Source organism: Dactylosporangium sp. NPDC005555 (assembly GCF_040605635.1).
Classification (GTDB): domain Bacteria; phylum Actinomycetota; class Actinomycetes; order Mycobacteriales; family Micromonosporaceae; genus Dactylosporangium.
Genome location: NZ_JBEXDG010000013.1, coordinates 77,364 through 98,136, shown reverse-complemented (window position 1 = coordinate 98,136; position 20,773 = coordinate 77,364). Strand labels below are relative to the sequence as shown.

The window sequence follows — 20,773 nt, the reverse complement described above, 5'->3', positions numbered from 1 at the left end:
TCAGCTCCCCCGGTAGGTCGAGTATCCGAACGGGCTCAGCAGCAGCGGCACGTGATGGTGCCGCTCGTCGGCGACGGTGAAGACGATCGCGACCTCGGGGAAGAAGTCCGACGCGAACGCGGTGGCGAGGACGAGCCGGTGCCGCCCGGCTTCGAGCGGCGCGTCGTGACGCCACCGGCCGTCCTCGTCGGTCACCCCCTCGTGCGCACCCGACGGGGTCTCGAGCCGCACCGGAACATCGGCGACGGCCAGACCTCTGGAGGTGTCGAGGACGTGCGTGGAGAAACTCATGTAACGAGCAGTTCCAGGCGCAGCTCCACGATCTTGCGCAGCTCGCCGCGGACGACGCGGCGCTCGGTCTCCTCGTCGTTGCCGAGCCGGCCGCGCGCCGCGGCCAGGATCTCGGTCGCCGTCTTGCCGCTGGCGAAGACGAGGAACAGATGGCCGAAGCGTTCCTCATAGGCCCGGTTGGCCATGGCGAGCTCCTCGTCGGCGCCCTCGACACGCGCCTGCTCGCGGCGCGACCAGGCGGCCTCGGTGCTGTCGCCGGCGGGGCGCTCGCCGATGCGGGGATGCGCGGCGAGGACACCTGCCAGGTCCTGCCAGGTCAGCGCGTCGAACTCGGCGACGCCGGTGACGACGACGTCGGCGGATGTGGGATACGGGCGGTGGTCGGCCACCCTGGCGGCCCAGCCGGGGGAAGCGCAGCAGGCCAGCAGTGCCTCCTGCGCCGCAGCGGGCGGCAGACCGTTGAACCGGTCGAGCATGGCCCCCCTCTCACCTATCTCCGGCACCCTACTCCGGAGATGTTTCATGTCTAGACCTGTCCAGTATCCCCTTTTTGTCCGTCCCGGCCAGCAGCTTCTCAGCAGCTTCTCCAGGCTGCTGGTTCCGTTCCTGCGTGGCAGACTCGAAGCATGCAGCTGCGACCGGAGATCGAGCTCGTCGAAGTGTCGGGCCGCTCGCTGCGCATCATCGACGCGCACCTCATCACCGCCGGCCCCATCGGCCACGACCTGCCCGACCGCGGGGTGTCGCTGACCGCCGACGCCGACGGGTACACGGCCCGCTGGTCGCGCAACTCGGTCAGCCTGCCCGGCATCGCCCGCGCGTTCGTCGGCGGCGCCGCGGGCGGGGCGCTGTTCCGCCTGCTCGGCCTGCCCGGCGCGGTGCTCGGCGCGGTCATCGCCGTCGGCCTGGCCCGCACCGCCCGGGAGCGCCCCACGACGGTGCCCGACCCGACCGTGACCGTCGCCGAAGATGGCCCCGACCTGGTCCTGCGCTCCGCCGACCTGCCGTCGCTGGTGTTCGCCGTGATGGACCTGACCGGCGCGACCGGCCCCGTCACCGTGAGTCCCGCGCCGCAGGTCGCCGAGCTGACCGACGGCGGCTCCGAGACCGTCCGGCTCGACGACGTCGGCGGCCTGGAGGAGGTCGTCGCGCAGTTCCGCGACGTGGCCGTGTCGTTCCGCCACCCCGAGGTCATGGCCCGCTGGGGCGCCACCCGGCCGCAGGGCATCCTGCTCTACGGCCCGCCCGGCACCGGCAAGACGATGCTCGCCCGGGCTCTCGCCAACGAGATCGGCGGCGAGCTGCGCGAGATCCGCACCCCGGAGATCCTCGACAAGTGGGTGGGCAACTCCGAGAAGAACATCCAGCGGATCTTCGCCGACGCCCGCCGCCTGCGCCACCCGACCGTCCTGCTCTTCGACGAGTTCGACTCCATCATCAGCTACACCGGCGCCGCCTTCGACGCCGCCGGCCAGATGATCAACGCGGTGGCGGGCATCTTCAAGCAGGAGATGAACACCCTCATCGAGCACAACCCCAACGTCATCGTCGTGGCCACCACCAACTTCCCCGACCGCGTCGACGCCTCCCTCATCCGCTCGGGCCGCTTCGACCTGAAGCTGGCGGTCCCACCCCCGGGCCCGTCCGCCCGCGCCGACATCTTCACGAAGCTCCTGCGCCGCCTCATCGCCCGCCACGAGGTCGGCGGCTTCCGCCTCTTCGCCGACGACATCGACGTGCAGGCCCTCGCGTCCGCCTCCACCGGCCTGACCGGCGCCGACTTCAAGGAGGTCCTCCGCCGCACCCAGCTCGACAAGGCGATGCACGAGGCCCGCCACGGCCGCCCACCGTCCCCGATCACCCAGGCCGATCTGCTTGCCGTTCTGGCAGGTGTACGCCCGAGCCCCTGACCCACGGCGCTCCGCGCGCCCGGCCCGGCCTTGCCACCGGCCGCATTCCGCCGCCGACCCTCCACCCGGTGCGTCAGGACCCGGCGCCGCGCATGCCCGGCTCACGTCCTGTCGCGGCGCGGCGGGCTCCGTGCCCCCGGGTGGTACTCAGGGATTGCGGACGAACGGTGTCGTGGTGGCCAGTTGCAGGAAGCCGAGCCGCTGGAGGATGGGCCGGCTGTCGGCGGACGCGTCGACCTGCAGGTAGCGGTAGCCGGCCGCGGCGGCGAGGGCCGCCCGGTGCGCGACGAGGGCCCGGAACACGCCGCGGCCGCGCCAGTCGGCGACGGTGCCGCCGCCCCACAGGCCGGCGAACTCCGTGCCGCCGTGGAACTCGACGCGCCCCGCGCAGATGGGGCGGTCGCCGGCCATGACGACCGCGGCGGCGATGGAGCCGGGCCGGTCGGCGATCCGGGCGAGGAGGTCCTTGCCGATCCGCGAGTGGTCGCCGCCGAAGACCTCGTCGTGCACCCGGACGAGGAGGTCGGCACCGGCCGCGTCGGTGACGGGTCGCAGCGTCGTCCCCGGCGGGAGGGACACGTCCAGCGGAAGGTCGGCGACCTCGGCGAAGAGCAGACCCTCGACCGGGTCGGGCTCGAACCCCGCGGCGATGAGCCTCTCGGGCAGGTCGGCGGGGCGGTCGTGGGAGTAGTGCTTCCACTCCCACGGCTGACCGACCCGGCCGAACCGCTGGATCTGCGCGGCGATGACCGCGTCGGCGTCGAGGCCGTGCAGGTCGCACCAGGAGATGCCGTGCCAGCCGTCCCTCGACGAGACGACCCGCACGATGCCGGGCTCCCGCTCCACGACGGAGCCGGCGTCGGCGCCGGGCTCCTGACGGATCTTCCGGTCGAACAGCGCAAGCACCTGCTGGGGGTCCACGTCCCAAGACCACACCTTCGTGGAGCGGCGTGCAAGCGGTTTGCGGCGTCAGCCGGTGTACGTGCCGACGACCTCGATCTCACCGACGAGGTGCGCGTTGACGGCGTCGACGTCCTCCGCCGGGATCCACAGTTCGAGGACGTTTCCGCCACCGGCCCGCCTGGTGACGTACCGCCGGGCGAACGCCGTCGCGACCCGGAAGCGCGTCACGTGCCCCGTCCCGGCCGCCGGCACGTTCCACTCGCGGGCGATCCGCACGGCATAGGCCTCGTTGAGGACCGGGTAGAAGATCGGCTGGTCCGGCAGGCGCGGCGGCCAGCGGCGCCGTCCGGCGGCCTCGACCAGCCGCAGCTCCTGCGGCCCGACGGGACGCCACAGCGTGGTGGTGCCGTCCGCGTTCTCGACCCTCCCGTGCAGCAGGTGCGCCACGAGCCTGACCACCGCCGCGTCGCCGTGCGCGGCGGGCGCGGCAGGCGAAGCGGGCGCGGCGGGCGAAGCGGGCGCGGCGCACGGCGAGGCAGTAGGCGCGGCGGCGGGGCCCGCCGGCGCGAGCCGCAGGGCGCCAGTTGCGGCGGGCGCGGCGGGCGGGACGGCAGCCGGAGCGTCGAGCGTGGCGATCGCCGGGGCGGTGAGGTCATCGATCAGGACGGCCACGACGGGGCCGCCGGCGAGCCAGCGCAGCGCCGCCGCGTCGTGCGGATCCGAACGGTCGACGAGCCGGTCGAGGGCCGTCCTGTCCAGGTCGTACACGGCGGAGCCGGCGGTGTGCCCGCACACCTCCGTGAGCGCCTCCGGCCAGCCGGCATCGGCCCGGACGAACTCGCCGCCTGCCGGGCCGATGCCGTATGCCTTCACCACGCGCGACAGTGTCGCATCACGCGTGCCTGCCCCGCCTCGCGTTTCGGGGCCGGGCGAGGACCGGCGCGAGGCTCAGCGCCAGGCCCACGAGGGCGACGCCGGTGACGAGGTTGACGCCGGGGTGGAACTGGGTGAAGTCGCCGGCTCCCGCGCCGCCGGTGGCGACGAGGGCGGTGACCACCGCGAGGATGAGGGCCGCGCCGACCTGGCCGGAACTCTGTACCAGACCTGAGGCGAGACCCTGCTCCGCGTCGGCGACACCGTCGGTCGCCTGGGCCATGATGGAGCTGAAGCCGAACGCGAACCCGCCGCCCAGCAGCAGCATCGCCGGCAGGATCGCGAGCAGGTAGTGCGGCGCGCCGCCGGCGGTGAGCAGGAACCAGCCGTAGCCGAGGCTCATCGACAGCATCGAGGCGACGATGAGGCGCGGCGTGCCGTGCCGGTCGATGAGCCGGCCGACGAAGGGCGACCCGAACGCGACGAGGAGGCCGGCGGGCAACAGGGCCAGTGCCATGCGCAGCGGCGACCAGTGCAGCACGCCCTGCAGGTACAACGTCATCATGAACTGGAAGCTCAGGTATGAGCCGAAGAGGGCGACCATGCTCAGGTTGGCCCGCACGATCGAACCGCTCCGCAGGATGCCCAGGCGGATGAGCGGGTGCGCGACGCGCCGCTCGACGAGGACGAAGCCGGCCAGCAGCGCGGCGGCGACGACGACGGACGCGAGCGTCACCGGGTCGAGCCAGCCCCGGTCGGGCGCGGACACCACGGTGTAGACCGCGAGGAGCGTGCCGCCCACGAGGGTCGCGGCGCCGGCAAGGTCGTGCCCGCCGTCGGAGGCCGGCTCATCCCTGGGGATGAGGACGTAGCCCGCGACCAGCGCGGCGAGGGCGAGCGGCACCGGGATGAGGAACGTCCACCGCCAGCCGACGCTGGTCAGCAGGCCGCCGAGGATGAGCCCGGAGCTGTAGCCGCTGGCGCCGAAGACGGAGAAGACCGACAACGCGCGGTTGCGGGCCGGCCCCTCGTGGAACGTGGTGGTGAGGATCGACAGGGCGGTCGGCGCGGTGAACGCGGCGGCGAGGCCCTTCACGAAGCGGGTGGCGATGAGCAGGGTGCCGTCGTCGACGAGCCCGCCGACGAGGGACGCGACGGCGAAGACGCCGAGCGCGGCGAGGAAGACGCGGCGGCGGCCGAGCAGGTCGGCGGTGCGCCCGCCGAGCAGGAGCAGGCCGCCGTACCCGAGGACGTACCCGTTGACGATCCACTGCAGCGAGGTGGTCGACAGGCCGAGTTCGGCGCCGATGGACGGCAGGGCGACGCCCACCATCGACACGTCGAGGCCGTCGAGGAACAGCACGGCGCAGAGCACCGCGAGGACTCCCCACAGTCGCGGGGTCATCATCGCGTGGGTCTCCGGCGCGTTGGTCGTGCTCGGGGCCGGGAGGGTCGTAGTCACCCGACGGACACTAGATGCGCGTGCATTCAATGTCCACGCACTAGTTGCGGACGCATTTAATGTTGATGCATTCAGGTGTGGTACCGGAGTAGGATGCGCGGCATGACGTCGCAGGAGGCGCTTGTCGAGCACTGGCGCTCGCTGCTGACCAGCTACAACGAGGTCGCGTGCCATCTGGAGCGGGCGCTGTCGGACGCGCACGGGCTGAGCATGAGCGAGTTCGAGATCCTCGACCGGCTGGTCGCGCAGCAGTGTGAGAAGCGCCGCATGCAGGATCTCGCCGCCGACATGTACCTCAGCCAGAGCGCCCTGTCACGGGCGGTCGCCCGCCTGGAGAAGAGCGGCCTCGTGGCGCGGGCACTGTGCGAGGCCGACCGCCGCGGTGTGTTCGTGACGCTCACCACCGAGGGTCTGCGGCGCCACACGGCCGCGCGTGAGACCCACCTCGCGGTGCTCGCAAGTCACTTGCAGGTCGGCCAGGACGCCCGCCGCTAGGAGCAGGCCGGGCGCCCTCAGCGGTCCTTTCAGGACACGCGGCGCTAGCGGTCCGTTCGGTCGTTCAGGACACGCGGCGCCGGCAGTCCGCGTGGTCCGTTCGGTCGTTCAGGACACGCGGCGCCGGTAGTCCGCGTGGTCCGTTCGGTCGTTCAGGACACCGCGGCGCCTGCGGTCCGCGCGATCCGTCAGGACACGCGGCGCCAGCAGCCCGCGCCGCCCTCAGGACACCCGGCGGTAGTAGGAATGGACGGCAGGCTGGCCGGTGTAGTTCGCGCCGGCCTTGTCGTCGGCGCCGAGGTACTCGTACGGCAGCGTGACGTCGCCGCGGTCGTCCCGGCCGATCCTGCGGCGCCGCCCGTCGTAGTTGAACCCGGCGTCGCGCAGGTGCACGGCGAGGCGCCGCCCCGCGGGCCGGCCGTCCTCCAGGCGGATGCTGTCCAGGTCGATGTCGGCGACGAGCCTGCCGCCGCCGGTCAGCCACCCCGCGGCCGCGGCGAGCAGCCCGAGCTTGTCGCCGACGTAGTGCAGGCCGTGCACGCTGGTGACGAGGTCGTACAGCCGGTCAGGCTTCCAGTCCGCCACCGACGCGGTCGTCAGGCGCAGCCACGGCACGTCCGGCGCCGGGTCGAACGCGTCGACGAGGTCCACCCCGTGGACGAGGACCCGGTCCTCCACCCCGGCGGCGTGCAGCCTGGCGGCCGCCTCGACCAGCGCCCGCCCTGTCCCGCAGCACAGGTCGAGCCACGCGACGGTGTCGGGCGCGCCGGTCACCGACACCAGCGGCAGGAGCGCCTCCACCGGGTTGAACCCCAGCTCACGGTCATAGCCGTTGACCCCGGCGAGGGCGCGCTCGCGGTTCATCGCGGAGTTGGCCACCACTGCCGAGCCGGCGAGCGTGTCGTCATCGAGCAGGGTCACCGAACCATGATCGCAACCAGGACCCGCGAAGCCAACACCGCGCCGCCCTTCCAGAACCCCTCGCCCACCACCTGGTCTCGTCTTGTGGGACGACTCCCCCACCATTCCCTTGCAACCCACGTGCAGATGCCGGCTCAGCCCGTCCCATGTCAGGCTTTCCACATCCCGCCACCGTCCCACAACATAGGACACGCCTCCCGCCCAACGCCACCGAAGTGATCACCAGCGATGGATTCGGGCGGGACCACCGCCTGCGCCCTGCCGCACCCGGGCCCGGCGGGTCGATGCTTGCCGAGCCGCCCGCGAACCGCCCGAACCGCCCCCGAACCGCCCGAGCCGCCCCCGAACCGCCCGAGCCGCCCCCGAACCGCCCGAGCCGCCCCCGAACCGCCCGAGCCGCCCCCGAACCGCCCGAGCCGCCCGCGCCGGTGGCGGCGGGCGGTGGGCGGTGGGCGGTGGGCGTGAAGGTCAGCGGTCGCCGCCGTGGTCGTCGCCCGCGTCGTGGCCCGGGCCGTCGTCGGAGCCGTGGCCGCCGCTGCCGTGGTCGTCGCCGGCGTCGTGGCCGGGGCCGTCGTCCGAGCCGCCGTGCCCGCTGCCGCTGCCGCTGCCGCCGCGCCCGCTGCCGCCGTGACCGGACCCGCTGCTCCCGGACCCGCTGCCCGAGCCGCTGTTGCCTGAGCCGTTGGTGCGGTTGCCGCCGTGGTCGTCGGCGGACGGGGAAGCGGAGGCCGTCGGGTTGCCGCCGTGGTCGTCCGTCGAGGCGGAGGCCGACGGGGACGCGGTCGGGTCGTCGCTGGACGGGGACGCCGAGGGGTCGCCGCCGTGGTCGTCCGCTGACGCCGACGCGGACGGGCTGTCCGAAGTGGACACCCGAGCGGGGCGGTCGTCGCCCGAGGGGCCGGACGCGGCGAGAGCCGTGCCGCCGGCAGCCAGGGCAACCGTCACGGTCGCTGCGATGATGAGGAGCTTGCGCATGTCGTACACCTCCGTGGTTGTTCTGCGTTTGCAACAACCACGTTGCCGGGCGCGGCGATATCGGGGCGCTGTGGCAACCCTAAGGTTCGGTTAACGCGTTCAGCGTGACCGTGACCCGGGCGCCGCCGAGCGGTGAGCGGTCCACGGTGAGGGCGCCGCCGGCGGTACGCCGGGCGATGTCCAGCCCGAGCCCCGTGGAGCCGGCCCCGCTCACGCCTCGGGCGCCGGCGGCAGGGTCGAAGCCGGGGCCGGCGTCCTGCACGGTGAGGACCCGGTGGCCGTCGAGCGTCACGGAGACCGCGACGCCCTCCTCGGTGTGCGCGAAGACGTTGCCCAGCAGGGCGTCGACGCACGCGGCGAGGTCGGCGGCGGAGACCGCCACGGGCAGCGGGCCGTCCGGCAGCTCCGTCGAGACCGGGCGGCCCTGGTCCTCGGCGAGCACCGTCCAGAAGCGGACGCGCTCGGCGACCACCTCGGTCGCGTCGCAGGCCGGCACGTCGCGCTCGCGGCGGGCGTCCTCGATGACGGTGGTGACCGCCCGGTCCAGGGCGGCGACGTGCGCGAGGATCCGGTCGGCCTCGGCCTGGTCGCGCAGGCCCTCGGCGTCCAGGCGCAGCGCGGTCATCGGGGTCCGCATGCGGTGCGACAGGTCGGCGACGCGTTCGCGTTCGGAGCGCAGGAGGTCGCGGATGCGGGCGGCGAGCTGGTTGAGGGCCGCGGCGACCGCCCGCACCTCCGGTGGGCCGGCCGTGGCCGGCGCCCGGCGGTCGAGGTCACCACCCGCCAGGGCGTCGGAGACCTCGGCGAGGGAGCGGATCGGGCGCACGACCATGACGGCGAGCCGGTCGGCGACGGCGACGCCGACGGCGAGCAGGCCCACACCGAGCAGCGCGAGCACCAGCCACGCGCGGGTCACGCCCTTGCGCAGCTCGGCCCGTGGCACGAAGACCCGGATGACGGCCGTCCCCTGCGGCAGGCCCTGGACGGCGACGAGGACCTCCCGGCCGTCCGGGTGCTCGACGGAGAAGCTGCCGGACCGGGCCGCCAGCGACACCCCGGGGGTCCTGCCGGCGGCCGGGCCGACGACGGCGCCGTCAGGGAGGTACACCGTGATCGGGCGGGAAGCGTCGACGTTGACCTGCTCGACGGCGAGACGCAGCGACTGCGGGTCGGCGGTGGCGACGAGGACGCCGAGGGACTGCGCCTGCGTCATGGCCGCCGACACGGCCCGGTCCGCTGCGACGCCACGCAGCAGCAGCGCGAGAGGCACGAGGAACGCGAGCAGCACCAGCGTCATCGCGGCCGCGACGAGCAGCGCCAGCCGCCACCTCATCGCTGCAGCCCGTACTTGACGCCGACGCGGCGGACGGTGTGCAGGCGGCGTGGCTCCAGCGCGGTCTCCCCCAGCTTGCGGCGCAGCCACGACAGGTGCACGTCGACGGTCTTGTCCGCCGTCGTGTACGGCACCTGCCACACCTCGGTCAGCAGCTCCCGCTTGCCGACGACCTCACCGGCGCGGGAGACCAGGTGGTACAGCAGGTCGAACTCGCGCGGGGTGAGGTCCAGCGGCGCGCCGTCGAGGGTCGCGGTCCTGGCCCGCGGGTCGATGCGGACCCCGTCGACGTCGAGCGCCGGGTCTCGTTCGGGTGCGGACGGTCCGCCGTCGGCGCGGCGCAGCACCGCGCGGATGCGGGCGTCGATCTGTTCGGCGCCGTACGGTTTGACGACGTAGTCGTCGGCGCCGGCGTCCAGGGCTCGGACCATCTCGCCCTCGGTGCGTCTCGCGGTGACGACGATGATGGGCACGCGGCTCACGGCGCGCAGCATCCGCAGCACCTCCCGGCCGTCCAGGTCGGGCAGGCCGAGGTCGAGCAGGACGACGTCGGGCGCCTCGGCGACGGCGAGCTTGAGCCCCTCCATGGCGGTCGCGGCGGGCACGACGACGTGCCCGCGCCCGGTCAGGGCCCGCACGATGCCCGTCCGGATGGTCCCGTCGTCCTCCACGATCAGCACCTTCGCCATAGCCAGAGGTTAACCATGCCTTAGCGATCGGCGGTGGATAGTGGTGCACATGTCGACGACGTTGCTCCGCCGATGGGTCCTCGCGGGTGGCGCCTGGCTGCTGACGGTCGCCGTGGCCACGGCCGTGGCGACGGGCGCGGTCGGGTCGATGCGGCAGGGCATCTTCGGCACGTCGGACGCACCGTACAGCGGGGCCAGGGTCGACGCGCTGCTGGCCGCGGCGTCCGCCGCCCCCACGCCTCCTTCCACGTCCCCGGGCTCCGCCGCGCCGTCCGCGTCGGCGGGGCAGGGCGGCATCGTGCGGGCCCTGACGACCCCGGGCGGGACGATCGTCGCGGTGTGCGACGCGGGCCTGGTGACGCTGCGGTCGTGGACGCCGAACTCCGGGTTCGAGAGCGACCATGTGGAGCGGGGACCGGCGGCGGTCGCGTCGCTGCGGTTCAAGGCCCGCAGCGGCGGCGGCGACGTCCGCGCCCAGGTCACCTGCGCCGGCACCGAGCCCCACCTCACCGTCACCGGCGACGACTGAGCAGGCGGGCCCACGTCACGAGCCCGCTGACGGCTCACGGCACCGGCGGGCAGCAGGGCGGCAGGGCAGCAGCAGATGACAGGGCAGCAAGCGACAGGCGACAGGGCAGCACCGGCAGGACACCCGGCGACAGGTCAGCCGGCGACAGCGTGGCAAGCGACAGTGCGGTTAGCGACAGACGGCAGGGCGGCACCCGGCAGGCGCAGCATGCGGCAGGGGCGGCAGGGGCAGGGGCAGGACGCGGCAGGACAGCAGGCGGCAGGGCGGCGGCGGCGCACGGTGGGCAGCGCTGCCAGTTACGACCGGAAGGCGTCGGCGAGGGCTCGGGCCGGTGGGGTGAGCGAGCCGTGCACGAGTTCCGTCCGGTGGACGAGGCGGGGCACGGTGACCGGGACACCGACGACGCCTGGGTGGGTCACCGGGCCGGGCAGCAGCGCCAGGCCCGCGCCGGCCGCGACCAGCTCCAGGAGGCCTCCGGTGTCGGTGCCCGGATAGGCGAACCCGTCGCGGAAGCCGCCGCTGTGGGCGAGGGCCCGCAGCTGCGGCAGCGGCGTGGCGACCTCAGGGGCGTCGATCCACGTCGCGTCGGCGAGGTCTGCAAGCTCGATGCAGCGGCGACCGGCGAGGGGATGACCCACCGGGAACGCCGCCACGGCGGCGGACTCGGCCAGCGCCGACGACACCAGCTGACCCGCGTCGGGCAGCGGCAACGGGTCGCTGGGCGCGGTCACGCCGTCGACGAGCCCGACGTCGAGCGTGCCGGTCGCGACCCCGGTGGCCACCGCGGCGCGCCCCGCGACCAGCAGCGTGAACCGGACGCGGGGCATGGCCCGCTGCACCGAGGCCAGCACCGCCGCGGCGCGTGCGCCGCCGGCGCACGGGGTCGCGCCGAGCACGACGGTCGCGGCGGGCTCCCCCGCCAGCCGGGCCACGTCGGCGCGGGCCGCGCTCAGCCGCAGCAGGATCGGGCCGGCGTGCTCGAGCAGCCGCGCGCCCGCGTCGGTGGGCGCCACGGGGCGCCGGTGCAGCAGCGTGGCACCCAGGTCGGACTCCAGCGCGGCGATCTGTTGCGACACGGCGGACTGCGTGTAGCCCAGCTCCTGGGCAGCCGCGGAGAACGAGCCCGTGCCCGCGACGGCGACGAACGTGCGCAGCAGGTGCGGATCCACGACATCAGTATCGCTTATCGCGGTACGCACATCAGTTGTTGGACTGATGTCCTTCTCCGGTAGGAGAGTGGGACGCATGGCACCGACCCGCACCGCCCGCGTCGCCCTCGTGGGCGACCGCTCTCCGCACGTGCGTTCCCACACCAGGATTCCCGGGCTCCTCGAAGTGCTGCGCACGCGGCACGGGATCGGCGTCGACGCGTACTGGATCCCCACCTCCGACGCCGAGGCGACGGACCTCGCCGGGTTCGACGGAATCTGGCTGCTGCCGGGGAGCCCGTACCGCAGCGAGGAGGGCGCCCTGCACGCCGTGCGGGTCGCCCGTGAGCACGACGTCGCGTTCCTCGGCACGTGCGGCGGCTTCCAGCATCTGCTGCTGGAGTTCGCCCGCACCGTCTGCGGCATCACCGACGCCCGCCACGGCGAGTCCGATCCCGGCGCCCCACGGCAGCTGATCGTGCCGCTGGCGTGTTCGCTCGTCGGCCACGAGGGCGCGGTCGACCTGACCCCCGGCTCCCTGGCCGAGCGCGTCTTCGGGGTGGAGCGGTCCGTCGAGCGTTATCACTGCGCGTACGGGCTGGACCACGGCTATCTGCCGGAGCTGACCCGGCACGGGCTGCGCTTCACCGGCTTCGACGACAGCGGCGAGGTCAGGGTCGCCGAGCTGGACGGCCACCCGTTCCTGATGGGCACCCTGTTCCAGCCGGAACTGGCCGGCGACGGGTCCCGCTGCCACGTCGTCATCCGCGCCTTCGCCGAGGCCGCCGTGTCCGTCGCCGCCCGCCGACCCGCACACGCACAGGCGCGCTGACCCGGACCCGGCGTCCGGCTGCCGCCGGCGGTGGCGTCTCAGCTGAGGTCGGCGACGACGGCGAAGTGGTCCGACGGCCAGACGCCGTCGCACGGGCCGGTGCCGGCCAGGTGGACGCCCTCGACGACGCCGCGCCCGCCGCCCTGCAGCCCGGCCAGGACGTAGTCGATCCGGGCGCTCGGTGCGCCGTGCCCGGCGACGTGCGGGTTGCGGCGGTCCCAGGTCCATCCGGGTCCGCCGCCGCCGGTGTACCGCCACGCGTCGACCATCACGAGTCCGGGCACGACCGGCGCGGTCAGGTGGCCACCGGCGCGGCGCATCTCGTCGGAGTCCGGCTCGGCGTTGAAGTCGCCGGTGAGCACCGGCGGGTGGCCGGCGTCGCGGTGCGCGGCGACGAACGGCATGAGCCGCTCGACCTGCGCGCAGCGGCCGGCCGAACCGTCCGGCGTCGAGTCCAGATGGGTGGTGAAGACGGGCACCGACCCGCCGGGCGCGTCGACCCGGGCGTGCAGCACGGTGCGGCCCTCACCGCCGAGGTCGCCGACCGCGGTCGCGGCGATCGGCCACCGGCTGAGCACCGCGTTGCCGACGTCGATGCCCGCGTCGCCGATGCGCTCGTGCCAGCGCTCCGGTGCCGGCGACGGACTGTACGCCCAGTGCATGCCCAGCTCGCGCGCCAGCACCTCGACCTGATGCTCGCCGCCGCGGACCGCCCAGGCCTCCTGCAGGCAGCACACGTCGGGCTCCTCGGCCCGCAGCGTCGCGAGGATCGCCCCGTGCCGGGCCCGCCAGTCGCCGAACCGCCACCAGACGTTCCAGGTCATGATCCGCACCGTGCCGATCGTAGATCAGCACCGGCCGATCTGAACGGAACCGTCAGCACCGGCCCGCCGGCACGCCCCGCGGCACGGCGCCTTCAACGCAGAGCGGCGATGACGGGCAGGAGGGCGGCGGGGCCTTCGACGTGGGCGTTGTGGCCGACGCCGGGAAGGTCGACGGGTTCCGGAACCAGTGCGGCGAGCTGTTCCCGGCTGACCATCCGGTCGCCCTCCCCACGGGCGAGGACGACCGGGACGGGCGCGGCGGCGAGGAGGGCGGCGACGCCCGGCTCGCCGACGGCGAACGTCCGCGGGTCGTGCGTGCTCCGCCAGCCGGCGCCGTCCCGGACGACCGCCGCGCCGGGTGCGTCATCCTTGAGACCGACGAGCCCGGCGACCCGCTGGAAGCGGGTTGCGGCCTCGTCGCGGGTCGGGTGGATGATCGGCGGCTTCCGGGCGATCGCGGCCGCGCGGTCGAGGTCGTCCTGAGTCCAGGCGACCTTGATGCCGAGCCCGACGACGGCGCGCACGCCGGGCAGGTGGGCGAGGTGCAGGCCGATCACCCCGCCGAACGAGTGCCCGACGACGACGGTCCCGTGCGGGTCGACCAGTGGGGCGACGGCGTCGGCGACCCCGGCGAACGTGTACCCGTCCAGCCATGCCGAACCCCCGTGCCCCGGCAGGTCGGGTGCCACCCACGCGCAGCCGAGGAGCGCGGTCAGGTCGTCCCACACGTCGGCGGTGGCGCCGAGGCCGTGCAGGAGCAGCACCGCCGGGGTGCCGGAGCCGCCACGGAGCACGCGAAGTTCGGTCACCCCGACAGCATCCCGCACGGAGGTGCCGCCGTGGGTGACCCGCCACCCGCCCGCCGGGTGAAGGGGTGCCCCGGCCCGAGCGTCCGCGTGAGCGACTCGACGGCCCGCGCCCGGCAGGCCCGGCTCCGGCGGCGGAGGGTTCACCGCACGGTGGCGTACGCGAGGAGGCGCGGTGCCGCGATGCCCTCCCACGTGGCGGTGAGGGTCGGCGCGGCCGGCGCGGGATCCGGGTCGTCCTCGAGGATTCTGAACACGGTCAGGTCCAGCACATCGGTTGCGATGACGGCCGGGTCCCGGTCATCCACGCGGACGATGCCGGTGACCTCGGCGACCAGCGAGGAGCCGGCGGCGGTGGTCTGCACGTCGCTGCGGCGGGGCCGGCGGACGCCGTCGACCTCGAACTCCTCCACCGCCTGGGCGGCGCCGGTCAGGATCGTGTGGGCGAGCGCGCAGGCGTAGACGGGGTCGCTGGTCGCGTCGTACACCCACCGGCGGCCGAGGACCGAGTGCTCGGTGGTGCCGACGAGCCACCGGTCGGCGCCGGCGAGCGGGGCGCCGCGGTAGGTGAGCGGGACCTGCAGCACCGGCCCGTCGCCGGCCCGCACGAGGATCGTCTCGACGCCGACCTCGCCGGCTGGGTCGTCGAACCGGAACGCGCCGACCTTCGCCAGGGCGGGTTCCGCCGGGCCGGTGTACCAGGCCCGGGCCGGCAGCCACGCGGTGAGCAGTTCGAGCTTGCTGGGCGTCAGGTCCGCCCGGTGCAACAGCGCCATGATCGCATGCTACCGATGGCTCATCGGGACGGACGCTCCTCGCCCGCGGCGCCGGGCGGCCCGGAAGGCGGGACGCCCCCCACGGCACGGACATGGCGGGGCGGATACGGCAACCGGGCGCGGCATACCGCCTGCGGGCCAGCCCGCAGGCCAGCCCGCAGTTCAGCCCGCGGACGGTGACGGCGAGGAGGCGCAGTCGTCGCCGATGTCCAGGGTGTGGTCGGCCTTCAGGTAGGCGTCGGGGTCCTCCGTGTCGGCCGGGCCCGGCACATCGGCGGCGCCCTCCTTGAACGGCGCCAGCATTCCCTTGCGCGCGGCGACGCAGTCGATCCACGCCAGGTACCCGGCGCTGTGCCCGACCCACATCCCCTTGTCGCCGGCCCGGAGGCGGGCCGTGGTGGGGAAGTCCCAGCGGACCTCGTCGTGCGCGGCGGCCAAGGGATGCCCGGGGTTGCCGGTGAAGGCGTAGACCCAGACGAAGTTCGTGGTGATCTGCAGCGTCTGCAGGCCGTCGACGGACACGGACGCGAACGTGACCCGCCCGCTGACCCGCACCTCCTCGGCCGCGTCGAGACGGGCGGACGGGTCGATCCAGGTGGCGAGGGTACTGAACGTGCTGCGGTCGAACCAGGGTCTGATGTTCGACGCCGAGTTGGGGGCGAGCAGCGCCAGGAACGGGGCCGGGTCGTGGCCGGTGAGCATCCGCTGGTCGAGGCGCGCGGCGACGAGCGCCGTGCGGACCTGCCGCAGCGCCCCGTCGACCTGCGCGGCGGTGAACCCGGTGACCGCGGTCGCCGCCGGCAGGGTGATGCCGGTCTCGCCCTTCGGGTAGGTCGCGGCGGCGGTGCCCTCGAAGGGGTCGGTGGGCGCGGCGCTCGCCGTCGTGGTGACGGTGACACCCGACGGCACCGCCTGCGTGGCATAGGCGGCGTCGGCGGTGGTGGAGTCCGCAGCAGCGGAGCCGGGCAGATAGGTGCGGATCGTCGGCAGCGCGGCGGCGAGCAGGACCGCGGCGACGGCGGCGCTCAGGAACCAGGCGACGGTCCGCGCCCGCTCGGAGCGGAACCGGAACGCCGCACCGAGCCTGCGTCGCCGCTCCGCCCGTTTCGCCCTGCGCTCCGCCTCTTTGGCCCAGTCTTCCATCCCGTCGAAGGGGTCGCTCATCATCTGCTCCGGGCCGAGGGTCGGCGGCACAGTATGCACGACGGCCCGCCCCGGCGACGCCCCGGCGAAGTCCGGGATCAGGCGAGGCCGAGCAACCCGCGGTCGTGGCCGGGCGGCGCGATGACGGCGAGCCCGGAGGGCGGGGACGACGCCGTCGGCACGCAGATGCTCGGCAGTCCGTAGGCGCTCGCCGGCACCGAGCACCGCAGCGTCGCACGCCGCCACGTGTCGCGCGCGGTGAGGCTCAGGTCCCGCGGGTGGCCTGGCCCGCCGGCCGGCAGGACCAGCCACGCGTCGCGGTCGGCGAGCTGGTCGAGCAGCCGCGCCCGCAGGCCGGCGATGAGCGAGCGGGCGGCGGCCTCCTCGCCGGCGGTGACGGTCGCGCCGAAGCGGAAGCGGTCCTCGACGTCGACGCCGAGCGCGCGGGGGTGCGCGGCGATCCAGGCGCCGTGCGCCCGCCACGCCTCGGCGGCCTGCACCCGGCGGAACGCCAGCAGCAGCGGGTCGGGATCGTCCCAGGTGGACAGTGCGACGGTCGAGACCGGCAGGCCGAACTGGGACGCGTCGACGCCGTCGACGGTGAGCAGCCGCGCCGGCGGGTCCGGCGGGCCGTCCGGCAGCAGCACGGCGCCGACGAGGGCCAGGTTCGCGGCGGTGGCGGTGATCCAGCCGACGGTGTCGAACGACGGCGCGAGCGGCAGCACGCCGTCGGTGGGCACGGCGCCGTGGGTGGGGCGCAGCCCGAACAGGCCGCAGCAGGACGCGGGGACCCGGATCGAGCCGCCGGTGTCGGTGCCGAGGCCGATGTCGGCGTGGCCGGTCGCGACCGCGGACGCGGGGCCGCTGGAGGAGCCGCCGGTGACCAGGTCCGGCGCGGCCGGGTTGGGCGGCGCACCATAGTGGACGTTCGTGCCCGAGAGGGAGTAGGCGAGCTCGTCGGTGTGCACGATCCCCTGGACGACCGCGCCGGCGGCGCGCAGCCGGGCGACGGCCGGGGCGTCCTGCGCGGCGGGCAGGGCGGACGCGAGCCAGGTGGGGTTGCCGCCGCCGACGGCGAAGCCGGTGACCTGGAACAGGTCCTTGACCGCGAGCCGCAGGCCGTCGAGCAGGCCGTGGCCGGTGGCCGGGGCGAGGGGCATCCCCTTCACCCGCCACACCGAGGGGTCCGCGGTCATCGTCGCCTCCTGCGTCCCGGCAGGCCGCCGCGACGCCGCGGCGGACCGTGATGAGCCTAGCGCCGAATCCGCGGGGGCGTCACCAGTCCGGCGGGCCGAGCCACGTCGCCTTGGCGATGGCGTTCTGCCCGGCGGAGTTGGGGTGGAAGAAGTCCTGCGCGACGACCATGTCGAGGGTGAAGGCGACCCGGTGCGCGGCGCCGCCGTCGTCCTTGCACCGTGCGCCGTAGGCCTTGCAGGCGGCGGTGAGCTGGCTGTTGTACGCGTCGACCCGCGCCCCGAACGCCTTGCGGCGCGCCACGTCGGCGGCTGCCGTGGAGATGGGCGCGGCGAGCAGCGCCTGGCAGATCCCGAACGACCACGCCTTCACCGCGACCTGGCTGGTGTGCCCGACCTCCCAGAGCCGGTTGATGTCGGGGATGCTGACGACCAGGACGCGGGCCTGCGGCAGGCCCTCCTTCAGCACGGCGAGGGCGTCGTCGACCTGACGGCGGAACGTGTCGACGGGGGTCATCGCGTCGAGGGTGGGCCGGCAGGCGTCGTTGGCGCCGATGAGGATCGTGACGTAGGCGGCCTTCGCGGTGACCGCGGTGCGGGCCTGCGCGGCGAGCGCGTCGGCGCGTGCGCTGCCCTGGGCCGAGTTGACACCGCGAAGGCCGGGGCTGGTCTCGCGCAGCCGCCGGTAGTGGCTGTCGACGCGGGTGCCGTCGCCGGTCGACCACGAGTTGCGCGGGCACGGCGACGGCGCGAGACACGACGCGAACGCGGTGGTGAGCGAGTCGCCGAGGGCGACCATCGTGACGGAGGCACTGCCGGACGGAGCGGGGTCCGCGCCGGCGCCGCCCTCACACGCGAGGGCGAGGGTGGCCAGCGCGGCCAGCCCGAACACCCAGAGTCGATTGACGATCAGCACATAGTAGCGTGCAGCCGCTTCAGCAGCGACATCTCGAGCTCCTCCGGCAGCTGGAAGAACCCGTCCCCGGTGAGCAGCCGGTGGTCGTCGTTCGGCCGGTACGACATGGGCACCAGCACCCCGTCGCGCACCTCGACGCTGCCGATGACGTCGTGCGCCGGGACGTCGCCGGAGGGGTCGGGGGTGCGGGCGTCGAGGACGTCGACCCAGCCGTGCTCACCGACCACGGAGGCCTGCTCGCGGATGCCCGGCACGACGAAGATGTCGTCGGCGATCATCTCGTGCAGGAAGCGCACGAACGCGGGATTCTCCTCGAAGTGGTCCGGCTGCATCGCGGCCGGCCCGCCGACGCCCACAGCGAGGAGCCCGACGACCGCCTCCGGCGCCAGCCCGTATTCGGCGACCTCGTCCGGCTCCAGCGGCGACACCAGGTGCCGCAGCACGGAGCCGACGACCATCTCGTAGATGTAGAACTCAGCGGTCCCCACGGAGCTTCCCGTAGACGAGGACGTCACGCCAGGCGCCGTCGCGGAACTCCGCGGAGCGCAGGATGCCTTCGCTGAGGAACCCGACCTTCTCCAGGGCCTTCTGCTCCGGGATGTTCTCCGGCTGGGTCCGGGCCTCGATCCGCGGGGCGGCGCTGTTGGCGAACAGGTAGTCGCACAGCAGCGTCTGCGCCCGCCAGCCGACGCCGCGGCCGCGCCACTCCGGCAGCAGGATGATGCCGATGCTCCAGTACCGCGACCAGCCGGTGCCGCACGCCTCCCAGCTGACGTAGCCGGCGGCGGTCTCGTCGGCCTCGACCATCAGCCGGCCGTCGAGGTCGCCGAGGAAGCCGTCCTCGGCGAACCGCCGGGCCGGGCCGGTCGGCTCGCGGTAGCCCGACCAGGCGGGGCCGGCCAGGCCGGGCTCCGTCACGAACCGGCGGAACATTCCCAGATCGCTCTCGACCACCGGTCGCAGCCGCACCCAGGTCTTATTCAACTCGCCTCACCTCGCTCACGCCGGCAGCCTGCGCGCGACGCGCAAGATCGTCCGCCATCTTCGCCGATGATCGGGCCGGCCGCCATCCGACCAAGAGCCGACAAACGCCAGCCGCCGGGAAGGGGCAACCACCGGTAGATCGGCCACGCTACCGTCTAGGGCCATGCCCGTCGATGCCTTCGCTCACACGTTCGTCGTGGCCGCCCCGCCGGCCAGGGTCTACTCGCACCTGGCCGACCCGCGGTCCTACGTGGGCCTGTCCCCGCTCGTCGTCGCCGTCCGCGACGTCCACACCGACGGCGACCGGGTCACCTATGTGGCCCTCGAACGGTTCCGCTTCTGGACCAACCCGATCCGGGTGACGATGACGCTCGACCCGGACGCACCGGCCGTGACCAGCGAGGTCGTCTCGCCCGGCCGGGTGCGCCTGCGGGCCGCGGTGACCCTGGTCCCGAAGGATCAGGGCACGGAGGTGACCGAGTCCGTCACCGTCGACTCGCCGTCACTGCTGCGCCGGTACGTGCTGCGGACCGCGAAGTCCGTGCAGCTGCAGAGGGCCGCCGAGCTCACCCGCCGGATGGCCTAACGGGTCAGGTGCGCCGCCACGTGCTCGCGGATCAGCGCGAACGACCGGGCGCGGGCGTCGATGTCGTACACCATGCAGGTCAGCATCAGCTCGTCGGCCTGCGTACGGTCCAGCAGCTCGGTCAGCTGCGCCCGGACGGTCGACGGCGATCCGAGGGCCTGGCCGTCGCGCCGGTCGAGGATGAACTCGCGTTCCCGTTCGCTGTAGGGATACGCCGCCGCCTCCTCCGGCGTGGCCATGGCCTCGGGCCGGCCGGACCGCAGCCGCAGGAACGACAGCTGGCTCGGCCCGGCGAGGAACTCGGCCTCCTCGTCGGTCGGGGCGGCGACCGCGCTGACGGCGACCATCGCATACGGCGCGTCGAGCCATTGCGACGGCCGGAAGCTGTCGCGGTAGAGCTTCAACGCCGGCAGCGTGTTGGTGCTGGAGAAGTGGTGCGCGAAGGAGAACGGCAGGCCGAGCAGCCCGGCGAGCTGGGCGCTGAAGCCGCTGGAGCCGAGCAGCCACACGTCGGGCTTGTCGCCGCGGCCCGGCGAGGCGAGGATCCGCTGCCGCGCGTCGTCGCCCGTGAAGTAGGCGATGAGGTCCTGCAGCTCCTCGGGGAAGTTCTCCGCGGACAGCCCGTCCATGGTGCGGCGCAGGGCGAGCGCCGTGTACTGATCGGTGCCGGGCGCCCGGCCGATGCCGAGGTCGACGCGGCCCGGGTGCAGCGCCTCGAGGGTGCCGAACTGCTCGGCGACGACGAGCGGAGCGTGGTTGGGCAGCATGACGCCGCCGGACCCGACGCGGATCGTGGAGGTGGCGGCGGCCAGGTGGGCAAGGAGCACCGCGGGTGAGGAGCTCGCGATCGCCGGCATGTTGTGGTGCTCGGCGACCCAGAACCTGCGGTATCCGAGCGCCTCGACGCGTCTGGCCAGCTCCGTCGTGTTGCGCAGGGCGTCACCGGCGGACGCGTCGGCGGCTCGGGGCGCGACGTCAAGGACGGAAAGCGGAATCTCGGTCACAAACCATGGTCAACAGCGGGACCCGCCGGAATGTTCCCGCGGCGGCGCGGCCCGCCCCGGAAGGTTTCACGTGCTTCCTCTTCTGAACGGCGTATTGCCGAGGAGAGGCAAACAATGGCGGCGGCCAGACTCGCAGGGGGGCGACGGGGTCGTATACGCAGCGCTCACCGGCGCTGACGA

General features: G+C 74.1%; 24 protein-coding genes. 5 read left to right on the top strand and 19 right to left on the bottom strand.

The genetic code is table 11. The annotated features are described in order from the left end of the window. Both ABZS58_RS17320 and uraD read right to left on the bottom strand, forming a co-directional pair. A complete protein-coding gene (locus ABZS58_RS17320; RefSeq protein ID WP_354782435.1) occupies positions 1-291 on the bottom strand; it encodes a hydroxyisourate hydrolase in 291 nt (96 codons plus the stop codon). After that, positions 288-767 carry a 2-oxo-4-hydroxy-4-carboxy-5-ureidoimidazoline decarboxylase gene (gene uraD, locus ABZS58_RS17315; protein ID WP_354782433.1) on the bottom strand — a complete coding sequence of 160 codons (480 nt, stop codon included), beginning with the start codon at positions 765-767 and terminating at the stop codon, positions 288-290. The genes ABZS58_RS17320 and uraD overlap by 4 nt, the downstream gene beginning before the upstream one ends. 150 nt (positions 768-917) lie before the next feature. On the opposite strand from uraD, the gene ABZS58_RS17310 reads away from it, so the two are divergent. Next, positions 918-2,201, top strand: a complete 1,284-nt coding sequence (locus ABZS58_RS17310; protein WP_354782431.1) for an ATP-binding protein — start codon at positions 918-920, stop codon at positions 2,199-2,201. A gap of 147 nt (positions 2,202-2,348) precedes the next feature. Here the strand turns inward: ABZS58_RS17310 and ABZS58_RS17305 are convergent, their stop codons facing one another. The 3 genes from ABZS58_RS17305 to ABZS58_RS17295 all read right to left on the bottom strand — a co-directional run bounded on the left by ABZS58_RS17305 (position 2,349) and on the right by ABZS58_RS17295 (position 5,439). Beyond that, complete coding sequence (locus tag ABZS58_RS17305; protein ID WP_354782429.1) at positions 2,349-3,122, bottom strand: GNAT family N-acetyltransferase; 774 nt, start codon at positions 3,120-3,122, stop codon at positions 2,349-2,351. 48 nt (positions 3,123-3,170) lie between these two features. Beyond that, entirely contained in the window at positions 3,171-3,539 is a 369-nt protein-coding gene (locus ABZS58_RS17300; RefSeq protein WP_354782665.1) for a hypothetical protein, read from the bottom strand. A gap of 457 nt (positions 3,540-3,996) precedes the next feature. Next, a complete protein-coding gene (locus ABZS58_RS17295; protein WP_354782427.1) occupies positions 3,997-5,439 on the bottom strand; it encodes an MFS transporter in 1,443 nt (480 codons plus the stop codon). 102 nt (positions 5,440-5,541) lie between these two features. Between ABZS58_RS17295 and ABZS58_RS17290 the strand changes: the two genes are divergently transcribed. Continuing rightward, positions 5,542-5,934 carry a MarR family transcriptional regulator gene (locus ABZS58_RS17290; RefSeq protein WP_354782425.1) on the top strand — a complete coding sequence of 131 codons (393 nt, stop codon included), beginning with the start codon at positions 5,542-5,544 and terminating at the stop codon, positions 5,932-5,934. A 222-nt stretch (positions 5,935-6,156) separates the two neighbouring features. Here ABZS58_RS17290 and ABZS58_RS17285 read toward each other — a convergent pair whose 3' ends face one another. The 4 genes from ABZS58_RS17285 to ABZS58_RS17270 form a co-directional block, all read right to left on the bottom strand. After that, positions 6,157-6,855, bottom strand: a complete 699-nt coding sequence (locus ABZS58_RS17285; RefSeq protein ID WP_354782423.1) for a methyltransferase domain-containing protein — start codon at positions 6,853-6,855, stop codon at positions 6,157-6,159. A gap of 468 nt (positions 6,856-7,323) precedes the next feature. Then, positions 7,324-7,830, bottom strand: coding sequence for a hypothetical protein (locus ABZS58_RS17280; RefSeq protein ID WP_354782421.1), 507 nt, complete (start codon positions 7,828-7,830; stop codon positions 7,324-7,326). 79 nt (positions 7,831-7,909) lie between these two features. Continuing rightward, the gene (locus tag ABZS58_RS17275; RefSeq protein WP_354782419.1) at positions 7,910-9,163 is read right to left on the bottom strand and encodes a HAMP domain-containing sensor histidine kinase; all 1,254 of its coding nucleotides are present in this window, start codon (positions 9,161-9,163) and stop codon (positions 7,910-7,912) included. After that, positions 9,160-9,852, bottom strand: coding sequence for a response regulator transcription factor (locus ABZS58_RS17270; RefSeq protein ID WP_354782417.1), 693 nt, complete (start codon positions 9,850-9,852; stop codon positions 9,160-9,162). The genes ABZS58_RS17275 and ABZS58_RS17270 overlap by 4 nt, the downstream gene beginning before the upstream one ends. 49 nt (positions 9,853-9,901) lie before the next feature. Between ABZS58_RS17270 and ABZS58_RS17265 the strand changes: the two genes are divergently transcribed. Next, entirely contained in the window at positions 9,902-10,381 is a 480-nt protein-coding gene (locus ABZS58_RS17265) for a hypothetical protein (RefSeq protein WP_354782415.1), read from the top strand. Between the two features lie 296 nt (positions 10,382-10,677). Here ABZS58_RS17265 and ABZS58_RS17260 read toward each other — a convergent pair whose 3' ends face one another. After that, positions 10,678-11,550: a LysR family transcriptional regulator gene (locus ABZS58_RS17260; protein WP_354782413.1), complete on the bottom strand. Its 873-nt coding sequence runs from the start codon at positions 11,548-11,550 to the stop codon at positions 10,678-10,680. A gap of 76 nt (positions 11,551-11,626) precedes the next feature. On the opposite strand from ABZS58_RS17260, the gene ABZS58_RS17255 reads away from it, so the two are divergent. Further along, entirely contained in the window at positions 11,627-12,361 is a 735-nt protein-coding gene (locus tag ABZS58_RS17255) for a hypothetical protein (protein WP_354782411.1), read from the top strand. A 38-nt stretch (positions 12,362-12,399) separates the two neighbouring features. On the opposite strand, the gene ABZS58_RS17250 is transcribed toward ABZS58_RS17255, so the two are convergent. From ABZS58_RS17250 to ABZS58_RS17215, 8 genes are all read right to left on the bottom strand, one after another. After that, positions 12,400-13,185: an endonuclease/exonuclease/phosphatase family protein gene (locus ABZS58_RS17250; protein WP_354782663.1), complete on the bottom strand. Its 786-nt coding sequence runs from the start codon at positions 13,183-13,185 to the stop codon at positions 12,400-12,402. A gap of 92 nt (positions 13,186-13,277) precedes the next feature. Next, positions 13,278-13,994, bottom strand: coding sequence for an alpha/beta hydrolase (locus ABZS58_RS17245; RefSeq protein ID WP_354782409.1), 717 nt, complete (start codon positions 13,992-13,994; stop codon positions 13,278-13,280). 140 nt (positions 13,995-14,134) lie between these two features. Beyond that, positions 14,135-14,767 (bottom strand): hypothetical protein, encoded by a 633-nt coding sequence (locus tag ABZS58_RS17240; RefSeq protein WP_354782407.1) that lies wholly within the window; start codon positions 14,765-14,767, stop codon positions 14,135-14,137. A 162-nt stretch (positions 14,768-14,929) separates the two neighbouring features. Continuing rightward, a complete protein-coding gene (locus ABZS58_RS17235; RefSeq protein ID WP_354782405.1) occupies positions 14,930-15,970 on the bottom strand; it encodes a hypothetical protein in 1,041 nt (346 codons plus the stop codon). 38 nt (positions 15,971-16,008) lie between these two features. Next, complete coding sequence (locus ABZS58_RS17230; RefSeq protein ID WP_354782403.1) at positions 16,009-17,106, bottom strand: amidase family protein; 1,098 nt, start codon at positions 17,104-17,106, stop codon at positions 16,009-16,011. 79 nt (positions 17,107-17,185) lie between these two features. Next, a complete protein-coding gene (locus ABZS58_RS17225) occupies positions 17,186-18,019 on the bottom strand; it encodes an SGNH/GDSL hydrolase family protein (RefSeq protein ID WP_354782401.1) in 834 nt (277 codons plus the stop codon). Beyond that, positions 18,013-18,507 (bottom strand): hypothetical protein, encoded by a 495-nt coding sequence (locus ABZS58_RS17220; RefSeq protein ID WP_354782399.1) that lies wholly within the window; start codon positions 18,505-18,507, stop codon positions 18,013-18,015. The genes ABZS58_RS17225 and ABZS58_RS17220 overlap by 7 nt, the downstream gene beginning before the upstream one ends. Continuing rightward, positions 18,494-19,003 carry a GNAT family protein gene (locus ABZS58_RS17215; protein WP_354782397.1) on the bottom strand — a complete coding sequence of 170 codons (510 nt, stop codon included), beginning with the start codon at positions 19,001-19,003 and terminating at the stop codon, positions 18,494-18,496. The genes ABZS58_RS17220 and ABZS58_RS17215 overlap by 14 nt, the downstream gene beginning before the upstream one ends. Before the next feature lie 163 nt (positions 19,004-19,166). Between ABZS58_RS17215 and ABZS58_RS17210 the strand changes: the two genes are divergently transcribed. Then, positions 19,167-19,589, top strand: a complete 423-nt coding sequence (locus ABZS58_RS17210) for an SRPBCC family protein (RefSeq protein ID WP_354782395.1) — start codon at positions 19,167-19,169, stop codon at positions 19,587-19,589. Here ABZS58_RS17210 and ABZS58_RS17205 read toward each other — a convergent pair. Beyond that, positions 19,586-20,593 (bottom strand): LLM class flavin-dependent oxidoreductase, encoded by a 1,008-nt coding sequence (locus ABZS58_RS17205; RefSeq protein ID WP_354782393.1) that lies wholly within the window; start codon positions 20,591-20,593, stop codon positions 19,586-19,588. The genes ABZS58_RS17210 and ABZS58_RS17205 overlap by 4 nt on opposite strands. Positions 20,594-20,773 lie beyond the last annotated feature (180 nt).

Bases quoted from the DNA above. Each gene is read 5' to 3' on its own strand.
- ABZS58_RS17270 (WP_354782417.1), bottom strand. From the start codon at position 9,852: ATGGCGAAGGTGCTGATCGTGGAGGACGACGGGACCATCCGGACGGGC.
- uraD (WP_354782433.1), bottom strand. From the start codon at position 767: ATGCTCGACCGGTTCAACGGTCTGCCGCCCGCTGCGGCGCAGGAGGCA.
- ABZS58_RS17210 (WP_354782395.1), top strand. From the start codon at position 19,167: ATGCCCGTCGATGCCTTCGCTCACACGTTCGTCGTGGCCGCCCCGCCG.
- ABZS58_RS17255 (WP_354782411.1), top strand. From the start codon at position 11,627: ATGGCACCGACCCGCACCGCCCGCGTCGCCCTCGTGGGCGACCGCTCT.
- ABZS58_RS17265 (WP_354782415.1), top strand. From the start codon at position 9,902: ATGTCGACGACGTTGCTCCGCCGATGGGTCCTCGCGGGTGGCGCCTGG.
- ABZS58_RS17280 (WP_354782421.1), bottom strand. From the start codon at position 7,830: ATGCGCAAGCTCCTCATCATCGCAGCGACCGTGACGGTTGCCCTGGCT.
- ABZS58_RS17240 (WP_354782407.1), bottom strand. From the start codon at position 14,767: ATGGCGCTGTTGCACCGGGCGGACCTGACGCCCAGCAAGCTCGAACTG.
- ABZS58_RS17290 (WP_354782425.1), top strand. From the start codon at position 5,542: ATGACGTCGCAGGAGGCGCTTGTCGAGCACTGGCGCTCGCTGCTGACC.
- ABZS58_RS17320 (WP_354782435.1), bottom strand. From the start codon at position 291: ATGAGTTTCTCCACGCACGTCCTCGACACCTCCAGAGGTCTGGCCGTC.
- ABZS58_RS17310 (WP_354782431.1), top strand. From the start codon at position 918: ATGCAGCTGCGACCGGAGATCGAGCTCGTCGAAGTGTCGGGCCGCTCG.
- ABZS58_RS17230 (WP_354782403.1), bottom strand. From the start codon at position 17,106: ATGACCGCGGACCCCTCGGTGTGGCGGGTGAAGGGGATGCCCCTCGCC.
- ABZS58_RS17250 (WP_354782663.1), bottom strand. From the start codon at position 13,185: ATGACCTGGAACGTCTGGTGGCGGTTCGGCGACTGGCGGGCCCGGCAC.
- ABZS58_RS17275 (WP_354782419.1), bottom strand. From the start codon at position 9,163: ATGAGGTGGCGGCTGGCGCTGCTCGTCGCGGCCGCGATGACGCTGGTG.